The following is a 25,112-nucleotide window of genomic DNA, read 5'->3' as shown; positions in this document are numbered from 1 at the left end:
AGGAGTTTTGCGTTTGTGGTAAGCTTAAATGTGCTTTATATACTAACCGTTATTTTATATGCACTTAGTGTACTAGGATATTTTATTGATTTTTTACAAAACAACCGGAAGGTCAATCGTACTGCCTTCTGGTTGCTTTCGATTGTATGGGTTTTTCAAGCTACGTTTTTTATTTTGAGAATGATTGAATATGATCGATTGCCAATTCTAACGATGTTTGAAGGGCTATTTTTTTATGCCTGGCTTCTAGTTACATTATCATTAATGATCAATTGGTTTTTTCGAATTGATTTTATCGTTTTTTTCACGAATGTCGTCGGCTTTATCGTCATGTCGATAAATTTATTTGCTCCTACTGGTGATGTGTCGACAACCTTTCAACAATTATTAATTTCAGAATTACTGATCATTCATGTTACGATGGTATTGTCCTCTTATGGTGCATTTACATTAGCCTTTATATTTTCGATTATGTATATTCTTCAACATAATATGTTAAAAAAGAAAGTATGGGGTAAACGTTTAGGACGCTATGGGAGTCTATCAAATTTAGATCGTTATGCTTATATATCTGTTCTTCTTGGAGTACCTCTTTTACTACTTGGTCTCATCTTAGGATTAGTATGGGCTTCATTAAAATTGGATCATCCGCTATGGTTAGACGCAAAGGTAATCGGCTCTTTTACAGTGTTATCAATATATAGCGTTTATTTATATTTAAGAGTTGTAAAAGGATTGCAAGGACATAGTCTTGCATTATGGAATATTGCTGCGTTTTTAATTGTTATGATTAATTATTTCTTGTCAGGTAATTTGTCAAGTTTTCATTTATGGGTATAGGTATGTTTTCGATCATTATTTTGCAAAAGAAGAATGCTCACAGAAGGTTGGAGGAAAATTATGAGAAAAGTCATTATTGGTTCAAGAAAAAGCAACTTAGCACTAACACAAACTGAATGGGTGATTGATCAATTAAAAAAACTTGATGATCGCTTTGAGTTTGAAATAAAGAAAATCGTAACAAAAGGTGACCAAATTTTAGATGTAACACTTTCTAAAGTTGGTGGAAAGGGCTTATTTGTTAAAGAAATTGAACAGGCAATGATGGATCGAGAAATTGATATGGCTGTTCACAGTATGAAAGATGTGCCATCAGTTCTTCCTGAAGGATTCACAATTGGCTGTGTTCCGAAAAGGGTTGACCCTCGTGATGCCTTTATTTCAAATGGTCATGTAAAATTAGCTGACCTGCCGGCAGGCTCGATCGTTGGTACGAGCAGTTTACGCCGATCAGCGCAAATTTTAGCGAAACGTCCTGACTTACAAGTAAAATGGATAAGAGGTAACATTGATACACGTATCCGTAAGCTGAAGGAAGAGGATTTTGATGCGATTATCCTGGCAGCTGCCGGCTTACAACGTATGGGCTGGTCAGATGATATTGTCACTGAATTTTTAGATGCTGATTTCTGCCTTCCAGCTGTTGGTCAAGGAGCACTTGGAATCGAGTGTCGTGAAGAGGATACGGAGTTAAGAGAATTACTGAAGAAGTTAAATGATGAGGTAACAGAGCGTACAGTGGCTGCAGAGCGCGCATTTTTATATAAAATTGAAGGTGGTTGCCAAGTTCCGATTGCTGCTTATGCAACATTAACCGAGGATGGACTGGTCTCATTAACGGCATTAGTCGGTTCACCAGACGGAAAAGTTCTCTTAAGTGAGCAAATGACAGGTGATGATCCAATTCAACTTGGCGAATCAATTGCTGAGCGCCTGCTTTCTCAAGGTGCGAAAGAGATTCTGGATGCAGTTAAGAAAGAGCTTAATCAATAATGATCGAGCTTGGGGGGAAGCGGATTTTGGTAACGAGAGCAAAAGCACAAGCTTTTGCTCTTTCCAACAAAATTGAGCAGTATGGCGGCATAGCCATTGAGGTACCACTCATTGCGTTTCAGCCGCCAAAAAATGCAGAACCGATCTATCAAGCAATTGAACATATACATAACTTTAAATGGATCGTTTTTACAAGTGCAAATGGTATTGATTATTTTTTTGAATCGTTAAAAGAGAGTAACCGATCTACTTCGTCCTTATCTTCTTTAAAAGTTGCTGTTGTTGGAGCGAAAACAGAAGAACGCTTAATGGCGTATGGGATAAAAGCAGATTTGATTCCAAAAGAATTTGTAGCTGAAAGTTTGCTTGAGTCATTATTGGAACATGTCAATTCAGAAACTCCTGTATTGATTCCTCGTGGCAATTTAGCGAGGGAGATTATTCCGAATGGGTTAAGAAAAAAAGGAATCCCAGTCACTGAATTGGATGTATATGAAACTGTTCTGGCTGGTGAAGCGAAACATACATTAATCGGGTTACTTCAAGGAAATGATCTCGATGTCATTACCTTTACAAGTCCGTCAACAGTTGATCATTTTGTTCAAGTACTTGAGGGTACAAATTGGCGTAATGAGATCAATATGATTCAGATTGCATGCATTGGCCCAATTACAGCACAGGCAGTTGAGAAGAATGGCTTAACACCGGACATTGTTGCTAAGGAGTATACAATACATGGTTTGTTACAGGCGATTGCTGAGACAGTATAGGACAGCGAATGATCGTTAATGAGATATTAGAACGTTTAGGAGGCTAACTTAATGAGTAATTTACAATTTCGCAGACACCGTCGATTACGTCAAACACCATCAATCCGTGCGATGGTTAGAGAAACACATATACATAAAGAAGATTTAATTTATCCGATCTTTGTCGTTGAAGGAGAAGGGATAAAAAATGAAGTGCCGTCAATGCCGGGTGTTTTTCATTTATCATTAGATTTATTAAATGAAGAGATTAACGAAGTGGTTTCTTTAGGAATTGAATCAGTCATTATTTTTGGAGTGCCAAATCATAAGGATGACGTAGGTACTTCAGCTTATCATGATCATGGTATCGTTCAAAAAGCAATTGCACAAATTAAAGAAAACCATCAGCAGTTAACAGTGATTGCAGATACTTGTCTTTGTCAATTTACGGATCACGGCCATTGCGGCGTGATTGAAGATGGAGAAATACTTAATGATCCGACGCTAAATTTGTTAGCTCGTACTGCTGTTTCTCAAGCACAGGCCGGTGCTGATATTATCGCCCCATCAAATATGATGGACGGTTTTGTTGCGGCCATTCGCCATGGGTTGGATGAAGCGGGATTTACACATGTGCCAATTATGTCTTATGCGGTAAAATATGCTTCTGCATTTTACGGTCCGTTCCGTGATGCAGCTCACAGCTCTCCTAAATTTGGTGATCGCAAAACATACCAAATGGACCCAGCTAACCGTTTGGAGGCCCTTCGTGAGGCAGATTCTGATATTGAAGAAGGTGCAGATTTCTTAATTGTCAAACCTGCATTATCTTACTTAGATATCATCCGTGAAGTAAAAGATCATTCAGGCTATCCGGTTGTTGCCTACAATGTAAGTGGAGAATATTCGATGATCAAAGCCGCAAGTCTAAACGGCTGGATCGACGAAAAGGATACTGTCCTGGAGAAATTAACAAGCATGAAACGAGCAGGAGCCGATCTAATTATCACCTATTTCGCCAAAGACGTAGCGAGATGGATTTCTTAATTAATAGTTAAATAAGTTTAGAGTTTAGAGTGTAGAGTTATTGTGGGGAGCGCTTCGAAGGTCTTCTAGCATCTCTGAATTGCTTAAACAACTCTAAATTCTAAACTCTACACTCTAAACTAAAAAAAAGAGGTGTTTTTACATGCGTACATATACGAAATCGCAGGCGGCGTTTGAGAAGGCGAAGCCTTTAATGCCGGGCGGCGTAAATAGTCCTGTTCGAGCATTTAAATCAGTAAAGATGGATCCTGTCTTTATGGAACGTGGGAAAGGGTCGCGTATTTATGATATCGATGGAAATGAGTACATTGATTATGTTCTATCATGGGGACCGCTTATTTTAGGTCATGCCAATGACCAAGTCGTTGAAGAGTTGAAAAAAACGGCAGAATTAGGGACGAGCTTTGGAGCTCCTAGTGAATTAGAAACAAAGCTGGCTGAATTAGTCATTGAGCGTGTACCATCGATTGAAGTTGTTCGTATGGTTAACTCTGGAACAGAAGCAACGATGAGTGCACTCCGTCTTGCCCGAGGGTATACAGGCAGAAATAAAATAGTCAAATTTGAAGGCTGTTACCATGGACATGGTGATTCCTTATTAATAAAAGCAGGTTCAGGTGTTGCAACATTAGGTTTACCAGACAGCCCGGGGGTACCTGAGGCAGTTGCGATGAATACATTAACCGTTCCGTATAACGATCTTGAAAGTCTTCGTTATGCTTTTGAACAGTTTGGTGATGATATTGCTGGTGTTATTTTAGAGCCTGTAGCCGGAAATATGGGGGTTGTTCCTCCACAGCCTGGTTTTTTAGAAGGAGTTCGTGAAATCACTGAGCAAAACGGTGCTCTGCTTATTTTTGATGAAGTTATGACGGGCTTCCGTGTCGGTTATAATTGTGCCCAAGGATATTTTGGTGTTACTCCTGACTTAACGTGTTTAGGAAAAGTCATCGGTGGCGGTTTACCGGTTGGTGCGTATGGTGGAAAACGTGAAATTATGGAGCAAATTGCACCAAGCGGACCGATCTATCAAGCAGGTACGTTATCAGGAAATCCTTTAGCTATGACAGCCGGTTATGAGACACTTTCACAATTAACGCCAGAACATTACAAAACGTTTGAACGTCAAGGAAAACGACTCATTGAAGGCCTTTCAGCTGCTGCAAAGAAATATGATATTCCGCATACAACAAATCAAGCGGGTTCAATGGTAGGATTCTTCTTTACGAATGAAGAAGTGATTAACTACGATAAAGCAAAAACCTCAAATTTAGATTACTTTGCGAATTACTTTAAGTATATGTTAGAGGAAGGGGTATCATTGCCTCCGTCTCAATTTGAAGGGTTGTTTTTATCAACAGCACACACAGATGAAGATATTGAAAAAACAATTGCAGCAGCAGAGGTTGCTTTTTCTAAATTGAAATAATAAGGAACGGTTTGACCACTCTTTCATTTGAAAGGGTGGTTTTTTAGTCATATTTGCTGAAGTCTTGTCATACATCTGTAACGTATTGGTATTTATATAAATTAATCCATTTATGCAGAGATGATAACGAACATGATTTGAAATCCAAACATACGTGGAGACCAAAATTTTTTATAGAGGGAGGAGAAGGTTTTGTCACAAGATCATCCATCTAAATTAACTTTTTCCGTGGAAGAGTCAGTATGGCTAAATAAAGGACAGGAAATCGAGGAAATACTGGCTATGGAATTAGAGCCGGAAATCACGATTCACGAAAATTCTGATCATATTTCCATTCGCGGGGGGCTTCTGCTCACAGGGGAATATCGTCAAGTGGAGCCTGAACAGTCATTAGAGGTAGAGGAAGGCTCTTTACGGGATCAAGTTTCTTTTCGCTCAATTGAACAGGTTTCTGTGTCTGATGACGGAATTGCCAATATTACACATCGTTTCCCAATCGATGTCACAATTCCGCAGAACCGAATTAAAAACTTAGAGGATATTTATGTGATTGTTGAGTCATTTGATTATGATCTACCAGAACGCGGCTGTATTCAATTAACAGCTGATGTTTCGATAAGTGGAATGACAACAGAATTGCAAAACAAAACAGAACCAAAACAAGCAGTTCAACCAGTAATTACTTCTGAACCAGAGCAAAGTTCTATTGAACGGACGATGGAGCCTTTCCAATTTGAAGCACGAAAAGCGCCACAGGAAACAACGAATGTTCAACCTCCACCAGTGACATTAGAAGAAACAGGTACGGATGATCTTACACCACAACCTTCTGTTCAACCGAATGTTCAAGTCGAGTCAGTTGCTCCGGCTGAAGCAAGAGATGAACATATCGAAGTACCGAAAAATGCAGAAGAACACAATGATAATGAAGCTGAACTTCAAGTAGAGGCACAGAAAGAAGAAGCAGAAGTACCGAAAACACCACAAATCGAAATGAACTCCCGTCGAGAAGATAAAGTCACTAATGAAAAAAGAGAAACGGTATCTTCCATTTTTTCAAGAACCGAAACACCAAAAGAAACACAACCTGAACCTGTAGCAAAGAAAGTTGAGGAGAAAGCACGGCCTGTTGAGGATGCTGAAGATAATGTGGTTTCACTTACTGAAGCAAAGGAAGAATCTGGTGTAGCAATTAATTTAGCTCCATTAAAAAATTTAGCTGATAATCGCCCGGAAGTAGTCGTTGAAGAAGCATCTGTCAAAGCAACGGCAAGTCGGGATGAAGAGGTTAACGAGCTAGATGAAGAGCCACAGGAGAAAACGCGGAAAGATGAGAATGCCTTATATTTAACAAAAATGCTAACAAAAGGGGAAGAGCAATTTTCAAAGTTGAAAATGTGTATTATTCAGGAAAATGAGTCATTAGAAACTATTGCCGCACGCTATGAGGTGTCAGCTAGTCATTTAATTCGGGTAAACCGTCTTGATGATGAGTCTGTTGAGGAAGGACAGATCTTATATATTCCAGTAACATCAAACTCATAAAGAAGAGAATGATAGAAGTTTCACTTAAGAGAAAAGGGGATTGCGCTCATGGATATTCTAAATTTAATAGAAGAGCATTATAGGCTGACAGAATTGAAATGGCGTAAAAATAAGGAAATCATTGAGAGTAAAACAGGTGTAAAGAAAATTCGATATTGGGAAAATCGACAACTCCTTGATTGGCATATTGCTTGGAGAGATGGTATTAACCATAGCAATCAAGTCATGGTCGATCGAATGATACGAACGAAAAAAGGTGAACCAGCCATCCAATATGAGAATGGCTGGTTAACCTTGCATGATGAGGTGTCAATAACGTATCCAATCGAGGAAGACATTGATAAATGGGCATTATTATTATCACAGATGCTTGGTTACGGGCTAACTGTTGAGAAAACGATTCATGAAGACGTGCCTTTTTCAATTGAACAATGCTTGCGTTTACTTCCACATAGCAAAAAGCTGGATGGAGTGGCCAAAGTGGTTCTTGAAAAAAGCTGTAACGAAGCCAAAAAAAGAGTTCAATTAGTGAAGGGCTTACTCAAACATTGTGATAAACAAAAGCTTCCAATCGTTGATAAAATTACAACAGTTCAGCAAGGAAAGCAAATCTATCAGCTGTTATTTTGGGTTGGCGGCAATGAGAAACCGGATGTTGGTTACAAAGGAATCCGGAAGTTTCTTGAACAATGGCTAACCGTTCATGGAACAGACGGGACAGAGCTATTGCTGAATAAAATAAATGATAATTTTTCATTAACGGGTGAACAAGGGCTTTTTCTATTGGCTGAATGCTTGACTCCATGGGAGCTGCATGAGTGTCTGGACCATTTGGCGGTGACAACGAATTCAGAAGAAGTGTACACTATTTTTGATCGATACAATCAACGATGGGAATTAAGCAGGGAGCTTGTTGATATAATAAGCAGCTGGTTAGACAAGAAGAGAGAGAAGGTGGCGACATGAGTCTGAAAACAATCAACCAGTCTTATGGGCCGATCCTTTTCCAATATGATCTATACCCTGACAGGATTGAACAGCATGGTAAAGTTAAGAAAATCGTTACAGGCTACGGCAATTTTGCCTTAAAGAAAACCAATTTTACAGAAGAGCAGGCAGAATGGTTTATCCATGTGATGCGGAGGTTAGAACGGCTCGGATATGAGAATGTTATCCCAATCATACCGACAAAGTATGGAGATTATATTGTTACAAATAATCAGCAATCGTATTATTTGATGCCCTGGCTGGAAGAATTTGATCATAACCGAATCTCGAAAGAAGAAGTTATATTGCAACAGATGGCCAAACTTCATGGATTGACGGAGAAAGAACAAAAGTATTCTCCTGAAACGTTAGAAAACTCATATAATGCCCTGATCCAGCGCTGGGAACGCAGACGCCTTGAGATGGAGCGGTTTGCTCAATTTGCTGAAACAAAAACGTATATGTCACCATTTGAACTAACCTTCCTTACGCATTTTGGCCGATTAATCAAAATGGCAGAAGACTCGGTATACTATTTAAAAAGCTGGTATGAAGCTTGTCAAGAAAATGGAAAGTATCGCAGTGTTCTCTGTCATGGGCGTTTATCCCGGCATCATACACTTTTTGATCGCTATGGTAATGGATATTTATTTAATTTTGAAAGGGCAATCCTTGATACACCTGCAAGGGATCTGGCGGTGTTCTACCGGAAATCATTACAATACACGCCATGGGATGAAGATGAGGGCATACGCTGGATGAACATCTATCAAAGTCAATTTCCTTTAGTAGCGGAAGAAAAGCAATTATTCATAAGCTATTTATCGTATCCTGAACCTGTATTTCGTGTCATTGACGATTATCAGGAACGAAAAAACTATTTAACAGAATTACAATATGTGCAAAGACTCGAAAAGCGCCTTCTTAATATGGCAAGAATCCGGCGCTTTATAGAAAAACTATCAAGTATAGAAAGTGAGTAAGCCGCCAACAGACTTCTGTGGCGGTATTTTTTTTTAGTTGGAAAGTTGTTTAGCTAATAGCTATTAGCTTTTAGCTTTCAACTCTAAACTCTAAACTCTAAACTCTAAACTCTAACTCTAAACTAACTAAATCCAACCCAGCAAAAAGCATGTATAGAGAAACGTTAGAAATAACAGGATTAATACGTCTAAAGTAGTTGGAAAGAGTAATAGGCGAATCACTTGAAAAATGATCAAAGGAAGAACAAATTGATAACAGGCATCCCTAATTCGTCGGAGCCAAAGAGGATAACGGTATTTATTAAAACGGCGACGATGAGACATTATCGGATCCCCCTTTCAAAATAAATACGACAGACTTATTGCTACTATCTTATGTGAAAAAAAAGAATCAGTGCATATCATTTCCAGAACAAGCAGACAATAATGGGAGAATTCAGTTTAGAGTTTAGAGTTACTTGAATCTGAAATCATTGGAGGGCTTAAGTTCATCAATGATATTGCTACTAACAACTCTAAACTTTCAACTCTACACTCTAAACTAAAAAAGGGGTTTTAAAATGATTAATTCCACGTTTCTATTTTACGAGTTGTTATGGGGAGCTGTTTGTGTTTGGCTGATTTGGTTTGTTGTTCGTGTCATTGTCAGCAAAGATCATTAACTAAACTAAACATATGAGGTGTTTGCTGTGAATTCGACGGGAAAAGTGGCTTGGAGCAGTATAAAGCGGAAACGCTCACGGGCATTAATTTTAGTCGCCAGTACAGCGATCACGGCTTTCATTATATTTTCTAGTTATTTTTTTCTTCATTCATTACATAATAGTGTTGCAGCAACGGAAGGCAGGTTAGGTGCTGACCTGATCATTGTCCCTGAAGGAATGGCAAAGTATGCAGGTGAAAATGCTTTGTCAGGGGTAGTGATGAAACAGTATCTTGATGAAAAAAAGGTTTCATCCACACTCGCTGCAATCCCTGAAGTACAAGAGTATGCCCCGCAGCTTTACTTGGAGACAGTGTCGACTGTATGCTGTGGAACAGAGGGTGACTTTCCAATTGTTGCATTTGAACCAAAGGATGATTTTACATTGTCGTCATATATGGTGACCATCACAGACTTTGAAAAGGACGATGTGGTGATCGGAGCGAATGCCGGCGGAGATCGGTTTATTTATCATTATGATGATCAGTATATTACAGAATCTGTCCAAATTTTTAATGAGAGATTTCGGATTAAAAATGTTTTGTTTCCAACGGGGGCTGCAACTGATGAAACGATTTTTATGCGTTTAGACCGAGCGCGTGAACTGATTCAACATAATGAGCTGTTAACCATTCCTGAACAAGCGGTATCTGTTATTTTCGTGAATACGAAAAAGGGAATGGAGGAGTTTGTCATGTATCAAATCAAACAGGCAGTGGATGGCATTGATATTGTATTAGGCAACCAACTAAAAGCCGAAATAAAGCAACAGCTTCTCCCCGTTAAACTATTAAGTTATTTCATTATCGCTCTTGTTTTGGTTATGTCATTAATGCAAATCATGACGCTTTTTTCGGCGATGATGATGGAAAGACAGAAGGAAATAGGTATGCTTAGAGCGATGGGTGTATCGAAAAAAAACACCTATCATCTGCTTATTATGGAGGCCGCTATTATTTCTGTCATCGGTGCTGTTGTTGGCATAGTTGCTTCTCTTGGTCTGATTTATGATCATAAAACAATGATCTTAATGCTGGTTCAGCTACCACTTGTTTTTCCGGATGTTTTAACTACGCTATACATTGGGTTTGTCACACTGCTCATAACAGTCGGAATGACAATGATCGGTTCGCTATTCCCAATCCGAACAGTCTTAAAGGTTGAACCGTATGAAGCAATCCGTGAGGGGGAAGTGTAATGCTTCGTGTGGAAAACATATCAAAGGAGTACAAAATTGACAGAGAGCGAAAGGTTGTTGCGATTAAAGACGTGTCATTGACCATTCAGAAAGGGCAGTTTGTTTCAATTACGGGTCCTTCAGGGAGTGGGAAGTCGACACTGTTAGCAACGATGGGACTATTGGCTAAGCCGACAGCTGGTGAGGTTTTTTACGATGGGACGTCAACAAGCAGCTTGAAAGATCGAGATCGAACAAGGTTTCGCTATCAATGTAACGGTTTTGTCTATCAGTTTGCAAGTCTGATCCCCACATTATCTGCCTATGAGAATATTTTGTTGCCAGTATCACTTGAAGAAAAGAAAGTGACAATCCGACATCAAAAGAGGGCTGATGAACTTTTAGAGATGGTTGGATTAATTGAACAGCGTGAACATCTTCCAAGTCAGTTAAGTGGCGGGGAGCAGAGAAGGGTCGCCTTAGCAAGAGCATTAATGAATGAACCCCCTTGTTTGTTTGCGGATGAACCGACGGCAGCTCTTGACCGTGATTCGGCAAACAGAATTTTTTCAATGATGAAGCAGTTACAGCAAAAAGGCACAACGATTATCATGGTAACACATGATAACGAATTAGCTCGAAGAACGGATAATATGATAAAAATATCAAACGGTACGGTTGTGACTGAATAAAAAAGATGGATATGGGGTATCCTATTGACGAAATTTAGTATATAAAGGTAAAATATTAAAGGTATTTGAATAATAGATACAATGAAATGCAGTGATAGGGAAGAGTATATCCCCAACCCTTCAGAGAGAAAAATCATTAGCTGTGAGATTTTTCAGGACGTAAGGATAGAAGGTCGCCCTTGAGTAGCTTCTTTGAACAGTATGTCTTATTGATAGACGTAAAATAGAGGGAGCCGGTTTAAGCCGTTATCTTAATGAAGTGTGCAGTAGAATAACTTTGACTTTTTTTACTGCAAACAAAGGTGGTACCGCGAACAAACTTTCTTCGTCCTTTGAGATGGAGGAGGTTTTTTTTAATTTAGAATTAAGAATTAAGAATTTAGAATTGTGTTTAAGTTTTTCAAAGAAGCTTCTTTGAAATTACCCACACTAATTCTAAATTCTAAATTCTACATTTTACATTGGAGGTTTTGATACATATGGCAAATCAAGAGATTTCAATGCCGACGAAGTACGATCCACAGGCGACGGAAGCGAAATGGTATCCGTTTTGGCTGGATGGGAAATTCTTTGAGGCGACTGGTGATGAAAGTAAGGAGACATATACAATTGTTATCCCGCCACCGAATGTTACAGGGAAACTGCATCTTGGACATGCATGGGATACAACATTGCAAGATATTCTTTCACGCGTTAAGAGAATGCAGGGTTATGATACGTTATGGCTTCCGGGAATGGACCATGCAGGTATTGCGACACAGGCTAAAGTAGAAGGAAAGCTGCGCGAGGAAGGTTTAAGCCGTTATGATCTAGGGCGCGAGAAGTTCCTGGAAAAATCATGGGAATGGAAAGAAGAGTATGCTGATTTTATCCGTAAGCAATGGGCAAAATTAGGTCTTTCATTAGATTATTCACGTGAGCGTTTCACACTTGATGAAGGCCTTTCAAAAGCAGTTCGTGAAGTATTCGTTAAGCTCTACGAAAAAGGCTTGATTTACCGCGGTGAATACATCATTAACTGGGACCCGCAAACGAAAACAGCACTATCGGATATTGAAGTAATTTACAAAGATGTTCAAGGTGCATTCTATCATATGAAATATCCGCTTGTTGATGGCAGTGGTCATATTGAAGTGGCAACAACACGCCCTGAAACAATGCTTGGTGATACGGCAGTTGCTGTTCATCCAGAAGATGAGCGTTATAAGCATTTAATTGGTAAAAAGGTGAAGCTGCCAATTGTTGGCCGTGAAATTGAAATTGTTGCTGATGATTATGTTGATATGGAATTTGGTTCTGGTGCTGTAAAAATTACCCCTGCACATGACCCGAATGACTTTGAAATCGGAAACCGTCATAACCTAGAGCGTGTGCTTGTGATGGATGAAGCTGGAAAAATGAATGAGAATGCCGGGAAATATCAAGGGCTTGATCGCTTTGAATGCCGTAAACAAATCGTGAAAGATCTACAGGACGAAGGAATTCTTTTCAAAATTGAGGAGCATATGCACTCAGTAGGTCACTCTGAGCGTAGTGGTGCTGTTGTTGAACCGTATTTATCAACACAATGGTTCGTAAAGATGGGGCCACTAGCTGAGCAAGCGATTGAGTTACAGAAGTCTGAAGGGAAAGTGAATTTCGTTCCAGAACGATTTGAAAAGACGTATTTACATTGGATTGAAAACATCCGTGACTGGTGTATTTCACGTCAGCTTTGGTGGGGACACCGTATTCCGGCTTGGTACCACAAAGAAACGGGTGAAGTGTATGTAGGTCATGAAGAACCTGCAGATATCGAGAACTGGGAACAGGACGAAGACGTTCTTGATACATGGTTCAGTTCTGCACTATGGCCGTTTTCAACAATGGGCTGGCCGGATAAAGAGGCAGCAGACTTTAAACGTTATTACTCAACTGATGTACTTGTAACTGGATACGATATTATTTATTTCTGGGTTGCGCGTATGATTTTCCAAGGACTGGAGTTTACAGGAGAGCGTCCATTCAAGGATGTCCTTATTCATGGATTAGTTCGTGATTCAGAAGGTCGTAAAATGAGTAAGTCGCTAGGTAATGGTGTTGATCCAATGGATGTTATCGACAAATATGGTGCAGATGCGCTGCGCTTCTTCTTATCTACTGGAAGTTCCCCGGGAAATGATTTGCGTTTTTACTGGGAAAAAGTCGAATCAACATGGAATTTCGCCAACAAGATTTGGAATGCTTCGCGTTTCGCCTTAATGAATATGGATGGAATGAAGTATGAAGAAATCGACCTTACTGGTAAAAAATCAATTGCCGATCAATGGATTTTAACTCGTCTTCAAGAAACAATTACAGACGTCACTCGTTTGATCGATGCTTACGAATTTGGAGAAGTAGGTCGCCTATTATACAACTTCATTTGGGATGACTTCTGTGACTGGTATATTGAAATGGCGAAACTGCCGCTTTACGGTGAAGACGAGGAAGCGAAGAAAACAACCCGCTCAGTCCTTGCCTATGTACTTGATCAAACAATGAGATTGCTTCACCCATTCATGCCATTTATTACAGAGGAAATTTGGCAGCACTTACCGCATGAAGGTGAATCAATTACAGTTGCCAAGTGGCCGACTGCTCAATCTGAGTTAACTTTTGCTGATGCAGCGAAAGATATGAACATTTTAAAAGATATTATTCGTTCTGTTCGTAATACACGCGCTGAATTGAATGTACCGATGAGCAAGCAAATTGAATTACACATTAAAGCCAAAGACGAAGCAGTTCTTGCACAGCTTGAAAATGGCCGCAGTTACATTGAGAAATTCTGTAACCCGAGTTCGCTGAAAGTAGGAACAGATTTAACGGCTCCTGAAAAATCAATGTCATCAGTTCTTTCAGGAGTTGAGCTCTACTTGCCGCTTGCTGGTCTACTTGACTTAGACGCAGAAATTGCCCGTCTAGAAAAAGAAGTAAAGAAACTTGACAGCGAAGTAGAACGTGTTCAGAAAAAATTAAGCAATCAAGGCTTCATTGCCAAAGCTCCTGAAAAAGTCATCGAGGAAGAAAAGGCAAAAGAGAAGGATTATTTAGAAAAACGAGCAACAGTCCAAGCTCGAATTGATGAATTAAAAGGGTAAGTTGTATAGACAAAAACGGGTCCATTATAAATGGATTCGTTTTGTTTTATCCAGAATCAATGAATGTGGAGGCTGAATATGAAAACTTACGAAGAGGCATTGCAATGGGTTCATGGTTTACTAACGTTTGGAATAAAACCTGGTCTTTCACGAATGGAATGGATGTTAGAAAGGTTGGGGCACCCAGAAAGGAGGTTGAAATCGATTCATGTTGGGGGAACAAACGGGAAAGGATCAACTGTTACCTTTTTACGCCACATGTTAGAAGGAGCGGGCTATGATGTTGGTACATTTACATCTCCATATATTGAACATTTTAATGAACGAATTTCCGTAAATGGATTGCCAATTAAAGAAGAAGATTTTTTAACGGTAGCGAATAAGATTCGTCCACTAGTTGAAGAACTCGCACAAACAGAACTTGGATCACCGACTGAATTTGAAGTGATTACAACGATTGCTTTTGAATATTTTGCAACGGTTGCTTATCCTGATGTCGTCATTTGGGAAGTTGGACTTGGAGGGCGCTATGATTCGACGAATGTGATCCATCCGCTATTATCAATTATTACGAATGTTGGCTATGATCATATGAACATTCTCGGAAATACAATTGAGGAAATCGCTTCACAAAAGGCAGGCATTATTAAGCCGGGTGTTCCGGTTATTACAGGATCGGAAAAGGAGGAAGTGTTAGCCGTTTTCCGGAAAGAAGCTATCGAAAAAAGGAGTGTCCTATACGAACTAGGGAAGCAATTTTCTTATCGTAATTACTCTTGTACTGAAGATGACCAACGCTTTAGATTTGAATCGGTCTTAGGAAAACAACAGGATGTAGTCATAACAATGAGTGGAGAGCATCAAGTAAAAAATGCATCATTAGCCTTAATGGCAATCACTTATCTCAAAACGTACTGCGCATTCCTTGTTGAAGATGAACACATTTCGACTGGCTTACAAAAGGCCAATTGGCTTGGACGATTTGAGAAAGTGTCTACGTCTCCAACTGTCATACTTGACGGCGCCCATAACCCTGAGGGAGTCAAGGCATTAGCTGAGACATTGAAACAACAATATAATGATCGGAACATTTATATTATCTTTTGTGCGATGAAGGATAAGGAAGTTTCTGAAATGCTTACTCCATTGTCACAATTAGCTAAGGAAGTTATCTTTACTTCGTTTGATTTTCCGCGTGCTGCCACAGGGCAGGAGCTCTTTGAACAGGCCAAATTTGAAAATAAACGTGTGGAAGAGGATTGGGGAAAGGCAATTGCTACTGTTAAGGAAAAGATGAGGGAAGAGGATGTTCTTGTAGTGACTGGGTCGTTGTATTTTATTTCCGAAGTTAGAGGGTTATTTGTTAAGAAAAATTTATAGATAATTGAATCCTCATAATAATAAGACCCTCAAAAGTATTTAAATTACTTAGGAGGGTCTTATTATATTTAGTAAGTAACGGTTAATTCATCATTAATTAATTTCCATCTGTTAACATCATAATGATATTCAGGATTTATAACAGTTGTATTACACAAATCATCATCATTATTTACGATTTCATGATAGGTCTCCCATTTATTATTTTTATAAATATAGGAATCGCCATTTATGCATATACTATTGTTCCCAAGTCCCCTAAAGTCAACTGGCCTATTAAAATAGGCATCTCCGGTTACTGTAAGAATCGCATTATTTCCGTTAAATCGTAAAAGCTTTTCAAAGTAGGCCTCTCCACCAATAATAAGTAAGCTACCATTACCACCTAGCGTTACATCATTACTAAAACGCATTGAAGAGAAGTATTGAGCTTCGGAACGACCAGAGATATTTACTGTGGAAGTATAAACTTCCAGATCACTACTCGGACCATTTAATCCATCTCTTTCTGAACTTTCTCTTTCACTCTCATTGCCAATTGTAAAGGTAGCATTTATAGTTTTTTGGGTTTGTGACATGTTGCCAACTGTACCGATACTTTTAATATTAATTTTGATAGATTCTAAATTCTCACAAGAAATGCTTGATGGACCACTTAATGTATATTTATACGATTCATTATTTACTTGTTTAGTTTGAGGGAAGACACCTAACTTTATTCTATTGTCTAACTTCTGACAAAAGAGACGGTCATGATTTGAAGTGCGAAAATTCGGATCTTTTTTTACATCGTCAATGGCAAGTGCTATTTGTTTGTTTAGAATATTATGTGAAGAATCAATCCCCATCTCAGCTAGATTAGTTGCTTGGAGATCACCTTCACGAAGATTTACTTGTTTTGTGTTAGAGATGTTCATTGAGATTAGTGACATTCCAAGAATAGTAAAAACCGAAGTAATAAGTAGTACTAAAATTAAAGCTGCACCTTTTTCGTTAAAATAGGTCATGATAAATTGCTCCTTCGTGATGTATCGAAAACTCTAGCTGTAGTTTTAGCAAAAATATATCATTTAAAAACTAACTAAAATATAAATTACCTATATCTGTTAAAATTATTCAGTTAAACCAATATTTTATAAAACAATAATAGCGATTTATGAAATAGGGTTATAAATATATTCAATATTTGATAAATCATAATCAATCCCCCATTCAAAAGTTGGGGAAGAACTGTTACTCTCTGAAAAGGAACCACAATAGGTTTTAAGTTCATCAAATGAGTCTACGGTTATAACAGAATGATTCGTAATGTTATGTGTTCCGTAAACATAAATATCTGCTTTATTATTAGCATTATTACCAACATTTACTTGGCCGCCAGTTACGAAAAGGTTTCCTTTTACACATAATTTAGCGGGATTTCCTCTTAACTCCAAACCATTATTAAATCTAGCCTCACCATTTACTTTTAATGAATGACTTCCTCTAATATTAACATTCTTCGAATATGTAACAGATCCAGTGGTAGTACAGTTATTATTAATATTAATCTTGTTAGGAGTTTCTCCTGATGTACAGTTGTTCACTATATTCTCATTACTTCCATTTCCATCACTTGGTGATGTGATACTTTCTTTAGATATTGTAAAGTTAGCTAAAAGACTTTTTTCCATTTCATTTTCAACGTACCCTGTGCTAATAAAGGAAATCCTAATTTTATCGTTCCCATCATTATCTATGGAATAATTTTTAGTGGATGTAAAAGGGGATTGTACTCTAAAAGCATATTTTTCTTGGTCTTCGTAAACAATAATCTCCTGACTGAGTATTTTTGTATCCATTTCTTGTTCTATGAGTCTAATTAATTCATTTATTTCAAGTTCTTCCGAATATTCTATTTCAGGGTCATCATATAGCTGATCGATATAGTCATCTAAAGGTTCTAAACTATCATTAATCGATGCTTCAATCGAATTAATATATAAGTCGACCCCCATCTCCGCTAAATTAGTTGCTTGTAAGTCTACTTCCCTATAGAACACCTGTTTAGTGTTATTTATATTCATAGAAATGAGTGACATCCCCAAAACTGTAAAAACCAATGTAATAAGTAGAACAATAAGTAATGCTGAACCTTGGTTATTTGTCTTTAAATTCATTTTATCACCTCTATTTCATTTCCAAGGATAAATTAATCTACTTTCTAGTTCGAGTGGTTTCACATTTCTATTTTCATCATTGTAGGAAATAACAAGTGTGATTTGGATCTCCTTCTCTGCGAAAACTAGATCATCAACAGGTAATTCATAGGTGAAATTTGGATTTGAGAAATCTCTTATAATGTCTAATATTTCATCCTTTATTTTTTTTTCATCTATTTCAACTTCATTTTCCTTAAGAAACTCTTTCTGAGTATACCCTTCCTTTTCATAAAAATCATTCACTATATGTGCCATAACAATATCAGCATCTTGCCTCATCAAAGTTTCTGTACTTCCTTTATGAAACAATGAAACACCACTAATGAGAACACCATAGACAAGTGTAATAACTAATGAAGAAATTGCTAAAACGGCAAGGACCTCAATTAATGTCATTCCTTTTTCGTTGTTCCATTTTTTAATCACCATAAAATCATCTCGCTTTATTTGTAGGCATAGGTCTCAGCAATTGGACCGCTTGTTTCGTCTATGTATACTTGTATAACAACTTCTTCTAAGCCACCTGATCCACTCTTTGAGAAAAACCAAATATTGTAAATTTCATTATTTACTCTGATTTTTCTATCTGGGTTATTATCAGTATCAAAACTTGAGTTATAGTCTGCATAATGGGTATATGTAAACGAAGTTAATCCAGGATTTACTGTTGGATTTTTCGAATCCGATTTTGTTTCCCAATCTAGACCAAGCCGATCGATGTTTTTCGCATACTGCCGTGCCAAATTCACCGCAACCAATTTATCCTCTGCTTTCTTACCAGCGAGAAAAGCTTGTCCGAAAAATCCGAAGAACGTAAGAGAGACAACGGATAAGATTGTTAATGCTAGTAAAAGTTCTATGATTGAAAAACCTTGTTCATCTGTGTTTATTCTCAAATATAACACCTCGATTTTCGAGTATATTGCCTAATAACTTTCACTATACGATATATTTCGTAGTATGATAAACTGATTTTAGTATTTAGGCACTAAATATTCAAAAAATAGGGGGATGACTTTTGTTCCATATATTAATTAGCTCCATTATACTATTAATTTTACTTTTATGTGCATTTCTGCTAATCCCCTTTTCACTACATAAAAAAATAAAGTGGATTAGCTTTGGAGGAACAGTCATTGCAGCCTATGCCGCTTTGTTTATCTACATATTTTATAATGTTTGGTTGTCGATCATTGTTTTATTCCTTCTGCTTACGTTAACTGTATTGTATGTACGTCAACAACTATTAACTAGTCCTATCGTCAGTGCTAGTGATGAAAGTAACGAAGATTACATAGAAGACTCTGAATTCGAACAGACGGTAAAAGATAGCGAGCCTAACAATGAGGAGGCTGAAGCGCTGTCTTTTTCGGATGTAAAATTAAATCAAGATAGTATTGATGAGCATGTCGAGGCATTACTTGAAGGGAAAGAAAAGAATGAAAAGGATTCTTTAGAACATGACTTAACACACAGCAAGGAACCAACAGATAACGATAAAGACGAAGTGAAAGCGCAAGAAATTGATGTTGAAGAAGGATTATTAAGTGATCGTTCACAGCTTGAAGCGATTGAAGAGAAGGAAATTAATGATGAGCAGGAGTTGCTTGCTTCGAGAAAATGGATGCTGGCGGACATCATCGGTGATAATGAATCGGAAGAAAAGGAATCTTTAAAATTCATGGAAAGCGAGAATGTTGATTTCAAAGAGGATCATGAATTGAAAGAAGAGAATTCCAACAAACTAAAAAAAGAGAAATCTTCGTTACAAACATTAGAAGATATTAATATCCATGATTCGAAAGACTAGAGGGGGAGAAAGTCGTTGCACGAACGAGAGATTTATCGCTCTACACTAAAAAAAGTAATGATTATCGTTTTTTTGTCAGGTCTTCTTCTTTACAGTTTGTCGATTGGAATTGGCTCAATCTTTGAACGGACTGCAGATGGTGCTGCGATCCCGGCTGGTTCTACAATTGCCAATATTGATGTTGGCGGCTTAGAGTACAGTGAAGCCCAACAGCTAATACAAGCTGAAGTAAGTTCATGGAAAGAGAAGCCGGAAATTATTGTCGATACAAAGCATGAGGAAGAGGAAGTAAGGATAGACCGCAAATTGTTTACATTTAAAATTAAAGATACACTAGAGCAGCTCCACCGTGAAATAGAACAGCCATGGTATAAGTTTTTTGTAAGACATTCAGCTGTAACCTTACCATTACATGTTGAGCTTAACCCAGCATTTGAACAGTTAGAGGACATTTGGCCTAAAACAATAGATATTGAGAAAACATTATTAGCTGCAACAGAACAGGTGAAGCATCTAAATGAACCTATTGTTGCTGCTGCCTATATAGAAAGTTCACAACTAGAGATGGTAACGATCGCTGAAGCGTCAGTTGTGATCAATGCGAGTAACAGCCTTGCTTTGCCTAAACTGGTTCATCAATTAGATCAATTTGAACTGGATGAGGGACAAGCCTTTTCATTAGTACATGCACTTGGTGACAGCACAGAGTTTGGAATCTCAGCAGATGAGCTTGATCGATTAGCTACTGCGGTTTATACGGCAGTACTTGGCACAAACTTCGAGATTATTGAACGGCATTCCCAAGGGCAAATTCCAGCCTATGCTCAAGCAGGATTGGAAGCAACAGTAGTTATCAATGAAAAAGATTTAGTTTTCCAAAATTCGAGCCCGTTTTCGTATACATTGCAATTTTCTATAGAAGATTCACAGCTGAAAGTGGCTGTAATCGGACCAGAGCAGGAAACTACGTACAGCTATGACACTAAGAATGTTCAAGAACTACAGCCAAGAACGATCTATCGCTACGATAAAAATCTGGCAGCTAATCGAGAACGAGTCGCCGATTATGGATCAAACGGTTATCGTGTCGATGTATATCGTGTAACATACAACAATCATGGCAAAAAGCTAAATGAAACCCGAATGGCCCGTGATTACTATCCGCCATCACCAAGAATCGTCATGCTTTCTACAGAGCAGTCTATCCCGCAAGCAGAAGATGATTCATTTGAAAATATTGATCGTAACGATGACAAGGATTCGTACTATGATCAAAACGGTGGACGTGATAATTATGATGATGAAGAAACGAACCCACCGACAAAAGGTACAAACCGTGGGGGAAATGGCGATCAAACAGGTGAAACAAAAAAGAAACAAGATAAAGGTTCATCTGCCGGAAATGGTGAAGAGGATGATACCGAAGAAGAAAACTGGGATTGGTTAAAGGATCTTGATGGTCCAATTAAAGGCCACTAAAAAATAGATGTAAATAAGTAGGGATGGAAAATGGCTAGAAAAAGATTAGGTGATTTACTTGTTGAGTCAGGCTTAGTCACAGAAGAACAGCTAGAGAAAACATTAAAAGAAAAATCACGTGACCAAAAGCTGGGAGATGCCCTTCTTCAGGAAGGCTACATTACTGAGCAGCAGCTGATTGAAGTGCTTGAATTTCAGCTCGGAATTCCGCATATTAGCTTGTATCGCTATCCAATCGATACGAGCTTAATTCACATCGTTCCAAAAGATCTAGCGAAACGTCATAATGTGTTGCCTCTTAAGAAAGAAGGCAATAAACTATTTGTCGCAATGGCTGACCCGATGGATTATTTTGCGATTGAAGAGATTCGAATGGCAACGGGATTCCAAGTAGAGCCGGCAATTTCCACAAAGGACGAGCTGCTTAGAACGATTAATAAGTATTATGAATTGCAAGAGTCGATGGAAGAGGTGATGAGTGATCTTCCAACAAATGAAGAAATAGAGGAAACAAGAATTACAGATGAAGAGTCACCAATTGTTCGCCTTGTGAATCAAATTATTTCACAAGGGGTCGGCTCAAGGGCAAGTGATGTACACATTGACCCTCAGGAAAATGAAGTTCGGGTTCGCTACCGGATTGATGGTGTCCTTAGAACAGAACGGACATTGCCAAAGCATATGCAAAGTGTCATTATTGCCCGGATTAAAATTATGGCCAATTTAAATATTACCGAATCGCGCATTCCGCAAGATGGCCGGATGAAGTTGAATATTAACTTTAAACCAGTCGATATTCGTCTTTCAACATTGCCAACTGTATACGGTGAAAAAATTGTTATGCGTATTCTTGATCTTAGTACACAGTTAAATGATATCGAAAAAATAGGCTTTAACCGTCATAGTTTTGCCCTTTTTTCAGGCATGATTTCACAGCCAAATGGCATTGTCCTGATTACTGGACCGACTGGATCAGGGAAATCATCGACACTCTATGCGGCATTAAATAAATTAAATAATGAAGAAGTAAACATTATTACGATTGAAGATCCTGTTGAGTATCAACTAGAAGGGATTAATCAAATTCAAGTGAATGGAAATATTGGAATGACCTTTGCCAAAGGCTTGCGGGCAATATTGCGTCAAGACCCGGACATTGTGATGGTCGGGGAAATCCGTGATCAGGAAACCGCAGAAATTGCTGTACGTGCTTCATTAACAGGTCATTTAGTATTAAGCACATTACATACGAATGATTCAATTGGAACGATTACAAGACTTGTTGATATGGACATTGAACCGTTTTTAATTGCTTCATCACTAGCTGGTGTTGTTTCGCAGCGGCTTGTTCGCCGAATTTGTCGAGATTGTCAGGAGTCTTATCAGGCAACAGAACGGGAGAAGGAAATTTTTAAGAAACGTGGCTTATCTGTCGATACATTAAAACGCGGTCGTGGTTGTCATAGCTGTAATATGACGGGCTACCGGGGCCGACTGGCGATTCAGGAAGTGTTAAAGGTCGATGAACAAATAAAAGGATTCATAATGAATAACCGTCCAGTGTCTGAAATTCGTCATTATGCGCTTAAATCAGGAACCATTTTCTTAATTGATGACGGACTGTTAAAAGTAAAACAAGGGTTGACAACGACCGAAGAGGTTCTGAGAGTAACATTGAGTGATTAGGAGGGGAGATAATGAAAGAAAGAATTGAAGATTTGCTTCGCGTTGCCTTTGAAGCAAAAGCTTCCGACTTGCATATTACAGTAGGCGCCCCGCCAATTCTTCGACTGAACGGCAGTTTGAAGCAATATGGAAAGGATGTCTTGACTGCTGAAGAAACGGAAACAATGGCAAAAGCACTTGTTCCGAGTCACCAATGGGAGAGCTTCCTTAATAAGGGCGAGCTAGATTTTTCATACGGCCTTCCTGGAGTTTCAAGATTTCGGATGAATGTTTACCGCCAGCGCTCTCATATTTGTATTGTTGCTCGTGTTATTTCCGCAACCGTACCGAGTCTGGATGATTTACAAATGCCCCCAATATTAAAAGCAATTGCTGAAAAGCCGCAGGGCCTTTTTTTAGTAACGGGACCAACCGGATCTGGGAAATCAACGACACTTGCAGCAATGATTGATTATATTAACAGGAAACAATCGAAGCACATTATTACTCTTGAAGATCCAATTGAGTATTTACATAAGCATCGATTTAGTATTATTAATCAGCGTGAAGTCGGCTTTGATACGTTAAATTTTGCCAATGGATTACGGGCAGCATTACGACAAGACCCTGATATCATTTTAGTTGGGGAGATGCGTGATTTAGAAACGATTTCAACGGCAATAACGGCAGCGGAAACAGGACATTTAGTGTTGGCAACGCTTCATACGAGCAGTGCACCGCAAACGATTGATCGTATTATTGACGTGTTTCCATCGCATCAGCAGCCGCAAATCCGGATTCAGCTTGCAAGTGTTCTTGTTGGTATACTTTCACAGCGACTGTTCCCACTCTCAAATGGGAAAGGGCGAGTGGCAGCAACGGAAATTTTAGTGAACCAGTCTGCGGTTGCGAACTTAATTCGAAATGAAAAGAATCATCAAATTAAAAGTGTGATGCAAACAAGCAGAGCGAGTGGGATGCAGACGATAGAAATGTCGATCAAAGAACTGGTTGATCAACAGAAAATATCCAGAGAAGTTGCCGAAAGTTTCCTCGGTGAAGGAGTGGCGTACTAGTGTCGTATTACAGTTATCTCGGCAAAGACCGACTTGGACGAAAAAAGAAAGGGACGATTGAAGCCGAATCAAGGTACCGGGCGTTTCAGCAGTTAAAGGAAAAGGGAATCCTGGCGATTGAAGTTGTTGAAACAAAACCAAGCATCTGGAAGCAGGACATTTCCATTGGCGGCAACAGTGTGAAGCATCAGGACTTTGTTATTTATTGCCGTCAATTTGCAACGCTCATTCGTGCCGGCGTGACCGTGATCGATTCAACTCGAATTCTTGCCAAACAGACAAGCAGCAATTTGCTGAAAAAAGTGTTAACAGAGGTTGAAGAAGACTTACAAAAGGGAACATCGATTTCTGCAGCGATTGAAAAACACCCAAAAGTCTTTCCGCCGATGTTTATCAATATGGTTCATGCGGGCGAAGTCAGTGGAAATCTCGATGATACATTAGACCGATTAGCCACTTATTTTGAAAAACAGTATCAGCTAAGAAAAAAAGTCCAATCAGCACTTAGTTATCCGATTGTAATCGGGATTGTCACCGTGTTTGTCGTTATGTTTCTGCTCGGACAAGTAATTCCGCAATTTGTCGATATGTTTGCGAGCTTTGATGCCGAATTACCGTGGATTACACAGTTAGTCATGAGTCTCAGTGATTGGGTGCAACGGTTTTGGTGGATCTTATTAATAATCATTATTGCACTTTTTGTAGTTTTTCGTATATTATATAAAGATGAGCAGTTCAAAATGCTTACGACTTATGGTCTGCTTAAAATGCCGTTATTCGGTAAACTTATGCAGCGGTCCGCACTCGCCCGGATGACAAGAACGTTATCATCATTATTCTCAAGCTCAGTTCCGATCTTACAAGCATTAACAATTGTGACAAAAGTCGTAGATAATCCAGTCATCGGTAAAGTATTGCTAGAAGCACGAGACAGTTTAGAGAAAGGGAATTCATTGACCGTTCCCCTTGAAAAAAGCTGGGTCTTTCCACCTCTAGTTACGCAAATGATCTCAATTGGCGAAGAGACAGGCTCACTCGACTTAATGCTTGAGAAGGTCGCTGACTTTTATGAAGCTGAGGTTGAAGCAACTGTTGATGCGCTAAAGTCACTTATTGAACCATTAATGATCGTTGTCTTAGCGGCAGTTGTTGGGGTAATTGTGTTAGCCATCATGGTACCAATGTTTGAAATTTTCAACTCGATTTAAAAGCAGATGTCACTAATATTTCACTA

22 protein-coding genes and 1 other annotated feature are annotated in these 25,112 nt (G+C 38.7%); of the genes, 17 read left to right on the top strand and 5 right to left on the bottom strand.

Going from position 1 to position 25,112, the window contains the following annotated elements:
* The first annotated feature begins 15 nt into the window (after positions 1–15).
* The 8 genes from ACJ2A9_RS12635 (at position 16) to ysxE (ending at position 8,573) form a co-directional block, all read left to right on the top strand.
* The gene (locus tag ACJ2A9_RS12635; protein WP_441422024.1) at positions 16–840 is read left to right on the top strand and encodes a cytochrome c biogenesis protein; all 825 of its coding nucleotides are present in this window, start codon (positions 16–18) and stop codon (positions 838–840) included.
* 60 nt (positions 841–900) lie between these two features.
* Positions 901–1,833 carry a hydroxymethylbilane synthase gene (gene hemC / locus ACJ2A9_RS12630; protein WP_441422023.1) on the top strand — a complete coding sequence of 311 codons (933 nt, stop codon included), beginning with the start codon at positions 901–903 and terminating at the stop codon, positions 1,831–1,833.
* Positions 1,834–1,859: 26 nt separating this feature from the next.
* A complete protein-coding gene (locus ACJ2A9_RS12625) occupies positions 1,860–2,603 on the top strand; it encodes a uroporphyrinogen-III synthase (RefSeq protein WP_441422022.1) in 744 nt (247 codons plus the stop codon).
* A 51-nt stretch (positions 2,604–2,654) separates the two neighbouring features.
* The gene (hemB, locus tag ACJ2A9_RS12620; RefSeq protein ID WP_441422021.1) at positions 2,655–3,629 is read left to right on the top strand and encodes a porphobilinogen synthase; all 975 of its coding nucleotides are present in this window, start codon (positions 2,655–2,657) and stop codon (positions 3,627–3,629) included.
* Between the two features lie 142 nt (positions 3,630–3,771).
* Positions 3,772–5,058: a glutamate-1-semialdehyde 2,1-aminomutase gene (gene hemL / locus ACJ2A9_RS12615; RefSeq protein WP_441422020.1), complete on the top strand. Its 1,287-nt coding sequence runs from the start codon at positions 3,772–3,774 to the stop codon at positions 5,056–5,058.
* Positions 5,059–5,250: 192 nt separating this feature from the next.
* Positions 5,251–6,603 carry a stage VI sporulation protein D gene (spoVID, locus tag ACJ2A9_RS12610; RefSeq protein ID WP_441422019.1) on the top strand — a complete coding sequence of 451 codons (1,353 nt, stop codon included), beginning with the start codon at positions 5,251–5,253 and terminating at the stop codon, positions 6,601–6,603.
* Between the two features lie 48 nt (positions 6,604–6,651).
* On the top strand, positions 6,652–7,569 hold the full coding sequence (locus ACJ2A9_RS12605) for a hypothetical protein (RefSeq protein ID WP_441422018.1): 918 nt from the start codon (positions 6,652–6,654) through the stop codon (positions 7,567–7,569).
* Positions 7,566–8,573, top strand: coding sequence for a spore coat protein YsxE (gene ysxE / locus ACJ2A9_RS12600; RefSeq protein WP_441422017.1), 1,008 nt, complete (start codon positions 7,566–7,568; stop codon positions 8,571–8,573). Before ACJ2A9_RS12605 ends, ysxE begins: the two co-directional genes overlap by 4 nt.
* Before the next feature lie 126 nt (positions 8,574–8,699).
* Here ysxE and ACJ2A9_RS12595 read toward each other — a convergent pair whose 3' ends face one another.
* A complete protein-coding gene (locus ACJ2A9_RS12595) occupies positions 8,700–8,897 on the bottom strand; it encodes a hypothetical protein (protein WP_441422016.1) in 198 nt (65 codons plus the stop codon).
* 365 nt (positions 8,898–9,262) lie between these two features.
* Between ACJ2A9_RS12595 and ACJ2A9_RS12590 the strand changes: the two genes are divergently transcribed.
* The 4 genes from ACJ2A9_RS12590 (at position 9,263) to ACJ2A9_RS12575 (ending at position 15,647) form a co-directional block, all read left to right on the top strand.
* Positions 9,263–10,474, top strand: coding sequence for an ABC transporter permease (locus ACJ2A9_RS12590; RefSeq protein ID WP_441422015.1), 1,212 nt, complete (start codon positions 9,263–9,265; stop codon positions 10,472–10,474).
* Positions 10,474–11,145, top strand: a complete 672-nt coding sequence (locus tag ACJ2A9_RS12585; protein ID WP_441422014.1) for an ABC transporter ATP-binding protein — start codon at positions 10,474–10,476, stop codon at positions 11,143–11,145. Before ACJ2A9_RS12590 ends, ACJ2A9_RS12585 begins: the two co-directional genes overlap by 1 nt.
* An 82-nt stretch (positions 11,146–11,227) precedes the next feature.
* Positions 11,228–11,481 (top strand) — a binding site (T-box leader).
* Between the two features lie 143 nt (positions 11,482–11,624).
* Complete coding sequence (locus ACJ2A9_RS12580) at positions 11,625–14,267, top strand: valine--tRNA ligase (RefSeq protein ID WP_441422013.1); 2,643 nt, start codon at positions 11,625–11,627, stop codon at positions 14,265–14,267.
* A 78-nt stretch (positions 14,268–14,345) separates the two neighbouring features.
* Positions 14,346–15,647: a bifunctional folylpolyglutamate synthase/dihydrofolate synthase gene (locus ACJ2A9_RS12575; protein ID WP_441422012.1), complete on the top strand. Its 1,302-nt coding sequence runs from the start codon at positions 14,346–14,348 to the stop codon at positions 15,645–15,647.
* 68 nt (positions 15,648–15,715) lie between these two features.
* On the opposite strand, the gene ACJ2A9_RS12570 is transcribed toward ACJ2A9_RS12575, so the two are convergent.
* The 4 genes from ACJ2A9_RS12570 to ACJ2A9_RS12555 all read right to left on the bottom strand — a co-directional run bounded on the left by ACJ2A9_RS12570 (position 15,716) and on the right by ACJ2A9_RS12555 (position 18,744).
* Positions 15,716–16,654 carry a pilus assembly PilX N-terminal domain-containing protein gene (locus ACJ2A9_RS12570; RefSeq protein WP_441422011.1) on the bottom strand — a complete coding sequence of 313 codons (939 nt, stop codon included), beginning with the start codon at positions 16,652–16,654 and terminating at the stop codon, positions 15,716–15,718.
* Between the two features lie 147 nt (positions 16,655–16,801).
* Positions 16,802–17,806, bottom strand: coding sequence for a hypothetical protein (locus ACJ2A9_RS12565; protein ID WP_441422010.1), 1,005 nt, complete (start codon positions 17,804–17,806; stop codon positions 16,802–16,804).
* 15 nt (positions 17,807–17,821) lie between these two features.
* Positions 17,822–18,277, bottom strand: coding sequence for a PilW family protein (locus ACJ2A9_RS12560; RefSeq protein WP_441422009.1), 456 nt, complete (start codon positions 18,275–18,277; stop codon positions 17,822–17,824).
* A gap of 14 nt (positions 18,278–18,291) precedes the next feature.
* Positions 18,292–18,744 (bottom strand): type IV pilus modification PilV family protein, encoded by a 453-nt coding sequence (locus ACJ2A9_RS12555; protein ID WP_441422008.1) that lies wholly within the window; start codon positions 18,742–18,744, stop codon positions 18,292–18,294.
* 122 nt (positions 18,745–18,866) lie between these two features.
* Between ACJ2A9_RS12555 and ACJ2A9_RS12550 the strand changes: the two genes are divergently transcribed.
* Genes ACJ2A9_RS12550 through ACJ2A9_RS12530 form a run of 5 tightly spaced genes read left to right on the top strand, consistent with a single transcriptional unit; the run spans position 18,867 to position 25,086 of the window.
* Entirely contained in the window at positions 18,867–19,658 is a 792-nt protein-coding gene (locus ACJ2A9_RS12550) for a hypothetical protein (protein WP_441422007.1), read from the top strand.
* A 15-nt stretch (positions 19,659–19,673) separates the two neighbouring features.
* On the top strand, positions 19,674–21,137 hold the full coding sequence (locus tag ACJ2A9_RS12545) for a VanW family protein (RefSeq protein WP_441422006.1): 1,464 nt from the start codon (positions 19,674–19,676) through the stop codon (positions 21,135–21,137).
* Between the two features lie 30 nt (positions 21,138–21,167).
* Positions 21,168–22,823 carry a GspE/PulE family protein gene (locus ACJ2A9_RS12540; protein WP_441422005.1) on the top strand — a complete coding sequence of 552 codons (1,656 nt, stop codon included), beginning with the start codon at positions 21,168–21,170 and terminating at the stop codon, positions 22,821–22,823.
* 11 nt (positions 22,824–22,834) lie between these two features.
* Positions 22,835–23,878: a type IV pilus twitching motility protein PilT gene (locus ACJ2A9_RS12535; protein ID WP_441422004.1), complete on the top strand. Its 1,044-nt coding sequence runs from the start codon at positions 22,835–22,837 to the stop codon at positions 23,876–23,878.
* Positions 23,878–25,086: a type II secretion system F family protein gene (locus tag ACJ2A9_RS12530; RefSeq protein WP_441422003.1), complete on the top strand. Its 1,209-nt coding sequence runs from the start codon at positions 23,878–23,880 to the stop codon at positions 25,084–25,086. Before ACJ2A9_RS12535 ends, ACJ2A9_RS12530 begins: the two co-directional genes overlap by 1 nt.
* Positions 25,087–25,112: the final 26 nt, after the last annotated feature.

It is taken from the genome of Anaerobacillus sp. MEB173, assembly GCF_052119505.1.
In the GTDB taxonomy this organism is placed as follows: Bacteria; Bacillota; Bacilli; order Bacillales; family JBJMAU01; genus JBJMAU01.
Note: the sequence above shows the minus strand (reverse complement) of the source record. Positions and strands in the feature narration are given on the sequence as shown.

Excerpts from the sequence above, each read along its gene's own strand:
- hemC (WP_441422023.1), top strand. The coding sequence starts at position 901 with ATGAGAAAAGTCATTATTGGTTCAAGAAAAAGCAACTTAGCACTAACA.
- hemB (WP_441422021.1), top strand. The coding sequence starts at position 2,655 with ATGAGTAATTTACAATTTCGCAGACACCGTCGATTACGTCAAACACCA.
- hemL (WP_441422020.1), top strand. The coding sequence starts at position 3,772 with ATGCGTACATATACGAAATCGCAGGCGGCGTTTGAGAAGGCGAAGCCT.
- ACJ2A9_RS12605 (WP_441422018.1), top strand. The coding sequence starts at position 6,652 with ATGGATATTCTAAATTTAATAGAAGAGCATTATAGGCTGACAGAATTG.
- ysxE (WP_441422017.1), top strand. The coding sequence starts at position 7,566 with ATGAGTCTGAAAACAATCAACCAGTCTTATGGGCCGATCCTTTTCCAA.
- ACJ2A9_RS12595 (WP_441422016.1), bottom strand. The coding sequence starts at position 8,897 with ATGTCTCATCGTCGCCGTTTTAATAAATACCGTTATCCTCTTTGGCTC.
- ACJ2A9_RS12585 (WP_441422014.1), top strand. The coding sequence starts at position 10,474 with ATGCTTCGTGTGGAAAACATATCAAAGGAGTACAAAATTGACAGAGAG.
- ACJ2A9_RS12580 (WP_441422013.1), top strand. The coding sequence starts at position 11,625 with ATGGCAAATCAAGAGATTTCAATGCCGACGAAGTACGATCCACAGGCG.
- ACJ2A9_RS12575 (WP_441422012.1), top strand. The coding sequence starts at position 14,346 with ATGAAAACTTACGAAGAGGCATTGCAATGGGTTCATGGTTTACTAACG.
- ACJ2A9_RS12570 (WP_441422011.1), bottom strand. The coding sequence starts at position 16,654 with ATGACCTATTTTAACGAAAAAGGTGCAGCTTTAATTTTAGTACTACTT.
- ACJ2A9_RS12565 (WP_441422010.1), bottom strand. The coding sequence starts at position 17,806 with ATGAATTTAAAGACAAATAACCAAGGTTCAGCATTACTTATTGTTCTA.
- ACJ2A9_RS12560 (WP_441422009.1), bottom strand. The coding sequence starts at position 18,277 with ATGGTGATTAAAAAATGGAACAACGAAAAAGGAATGACATTAATTGAG.
- ACJ2A9_RS12540 (WP_441422005.1), top strand. The coding sequence starts at position 21,168 with ATGGCTAGAAAAAGATTAGGTGATTTACTTGTTGAGTCAGGCTTAGTC.
- ACJ2A9_RS12535 (WP_441422004.1), top strand. The coding sequence starts at position 22,835 with ATGAAAGAAAGAATTGAAGATTTGCTTCGCGTTGCCTTTGAAGCAAAA.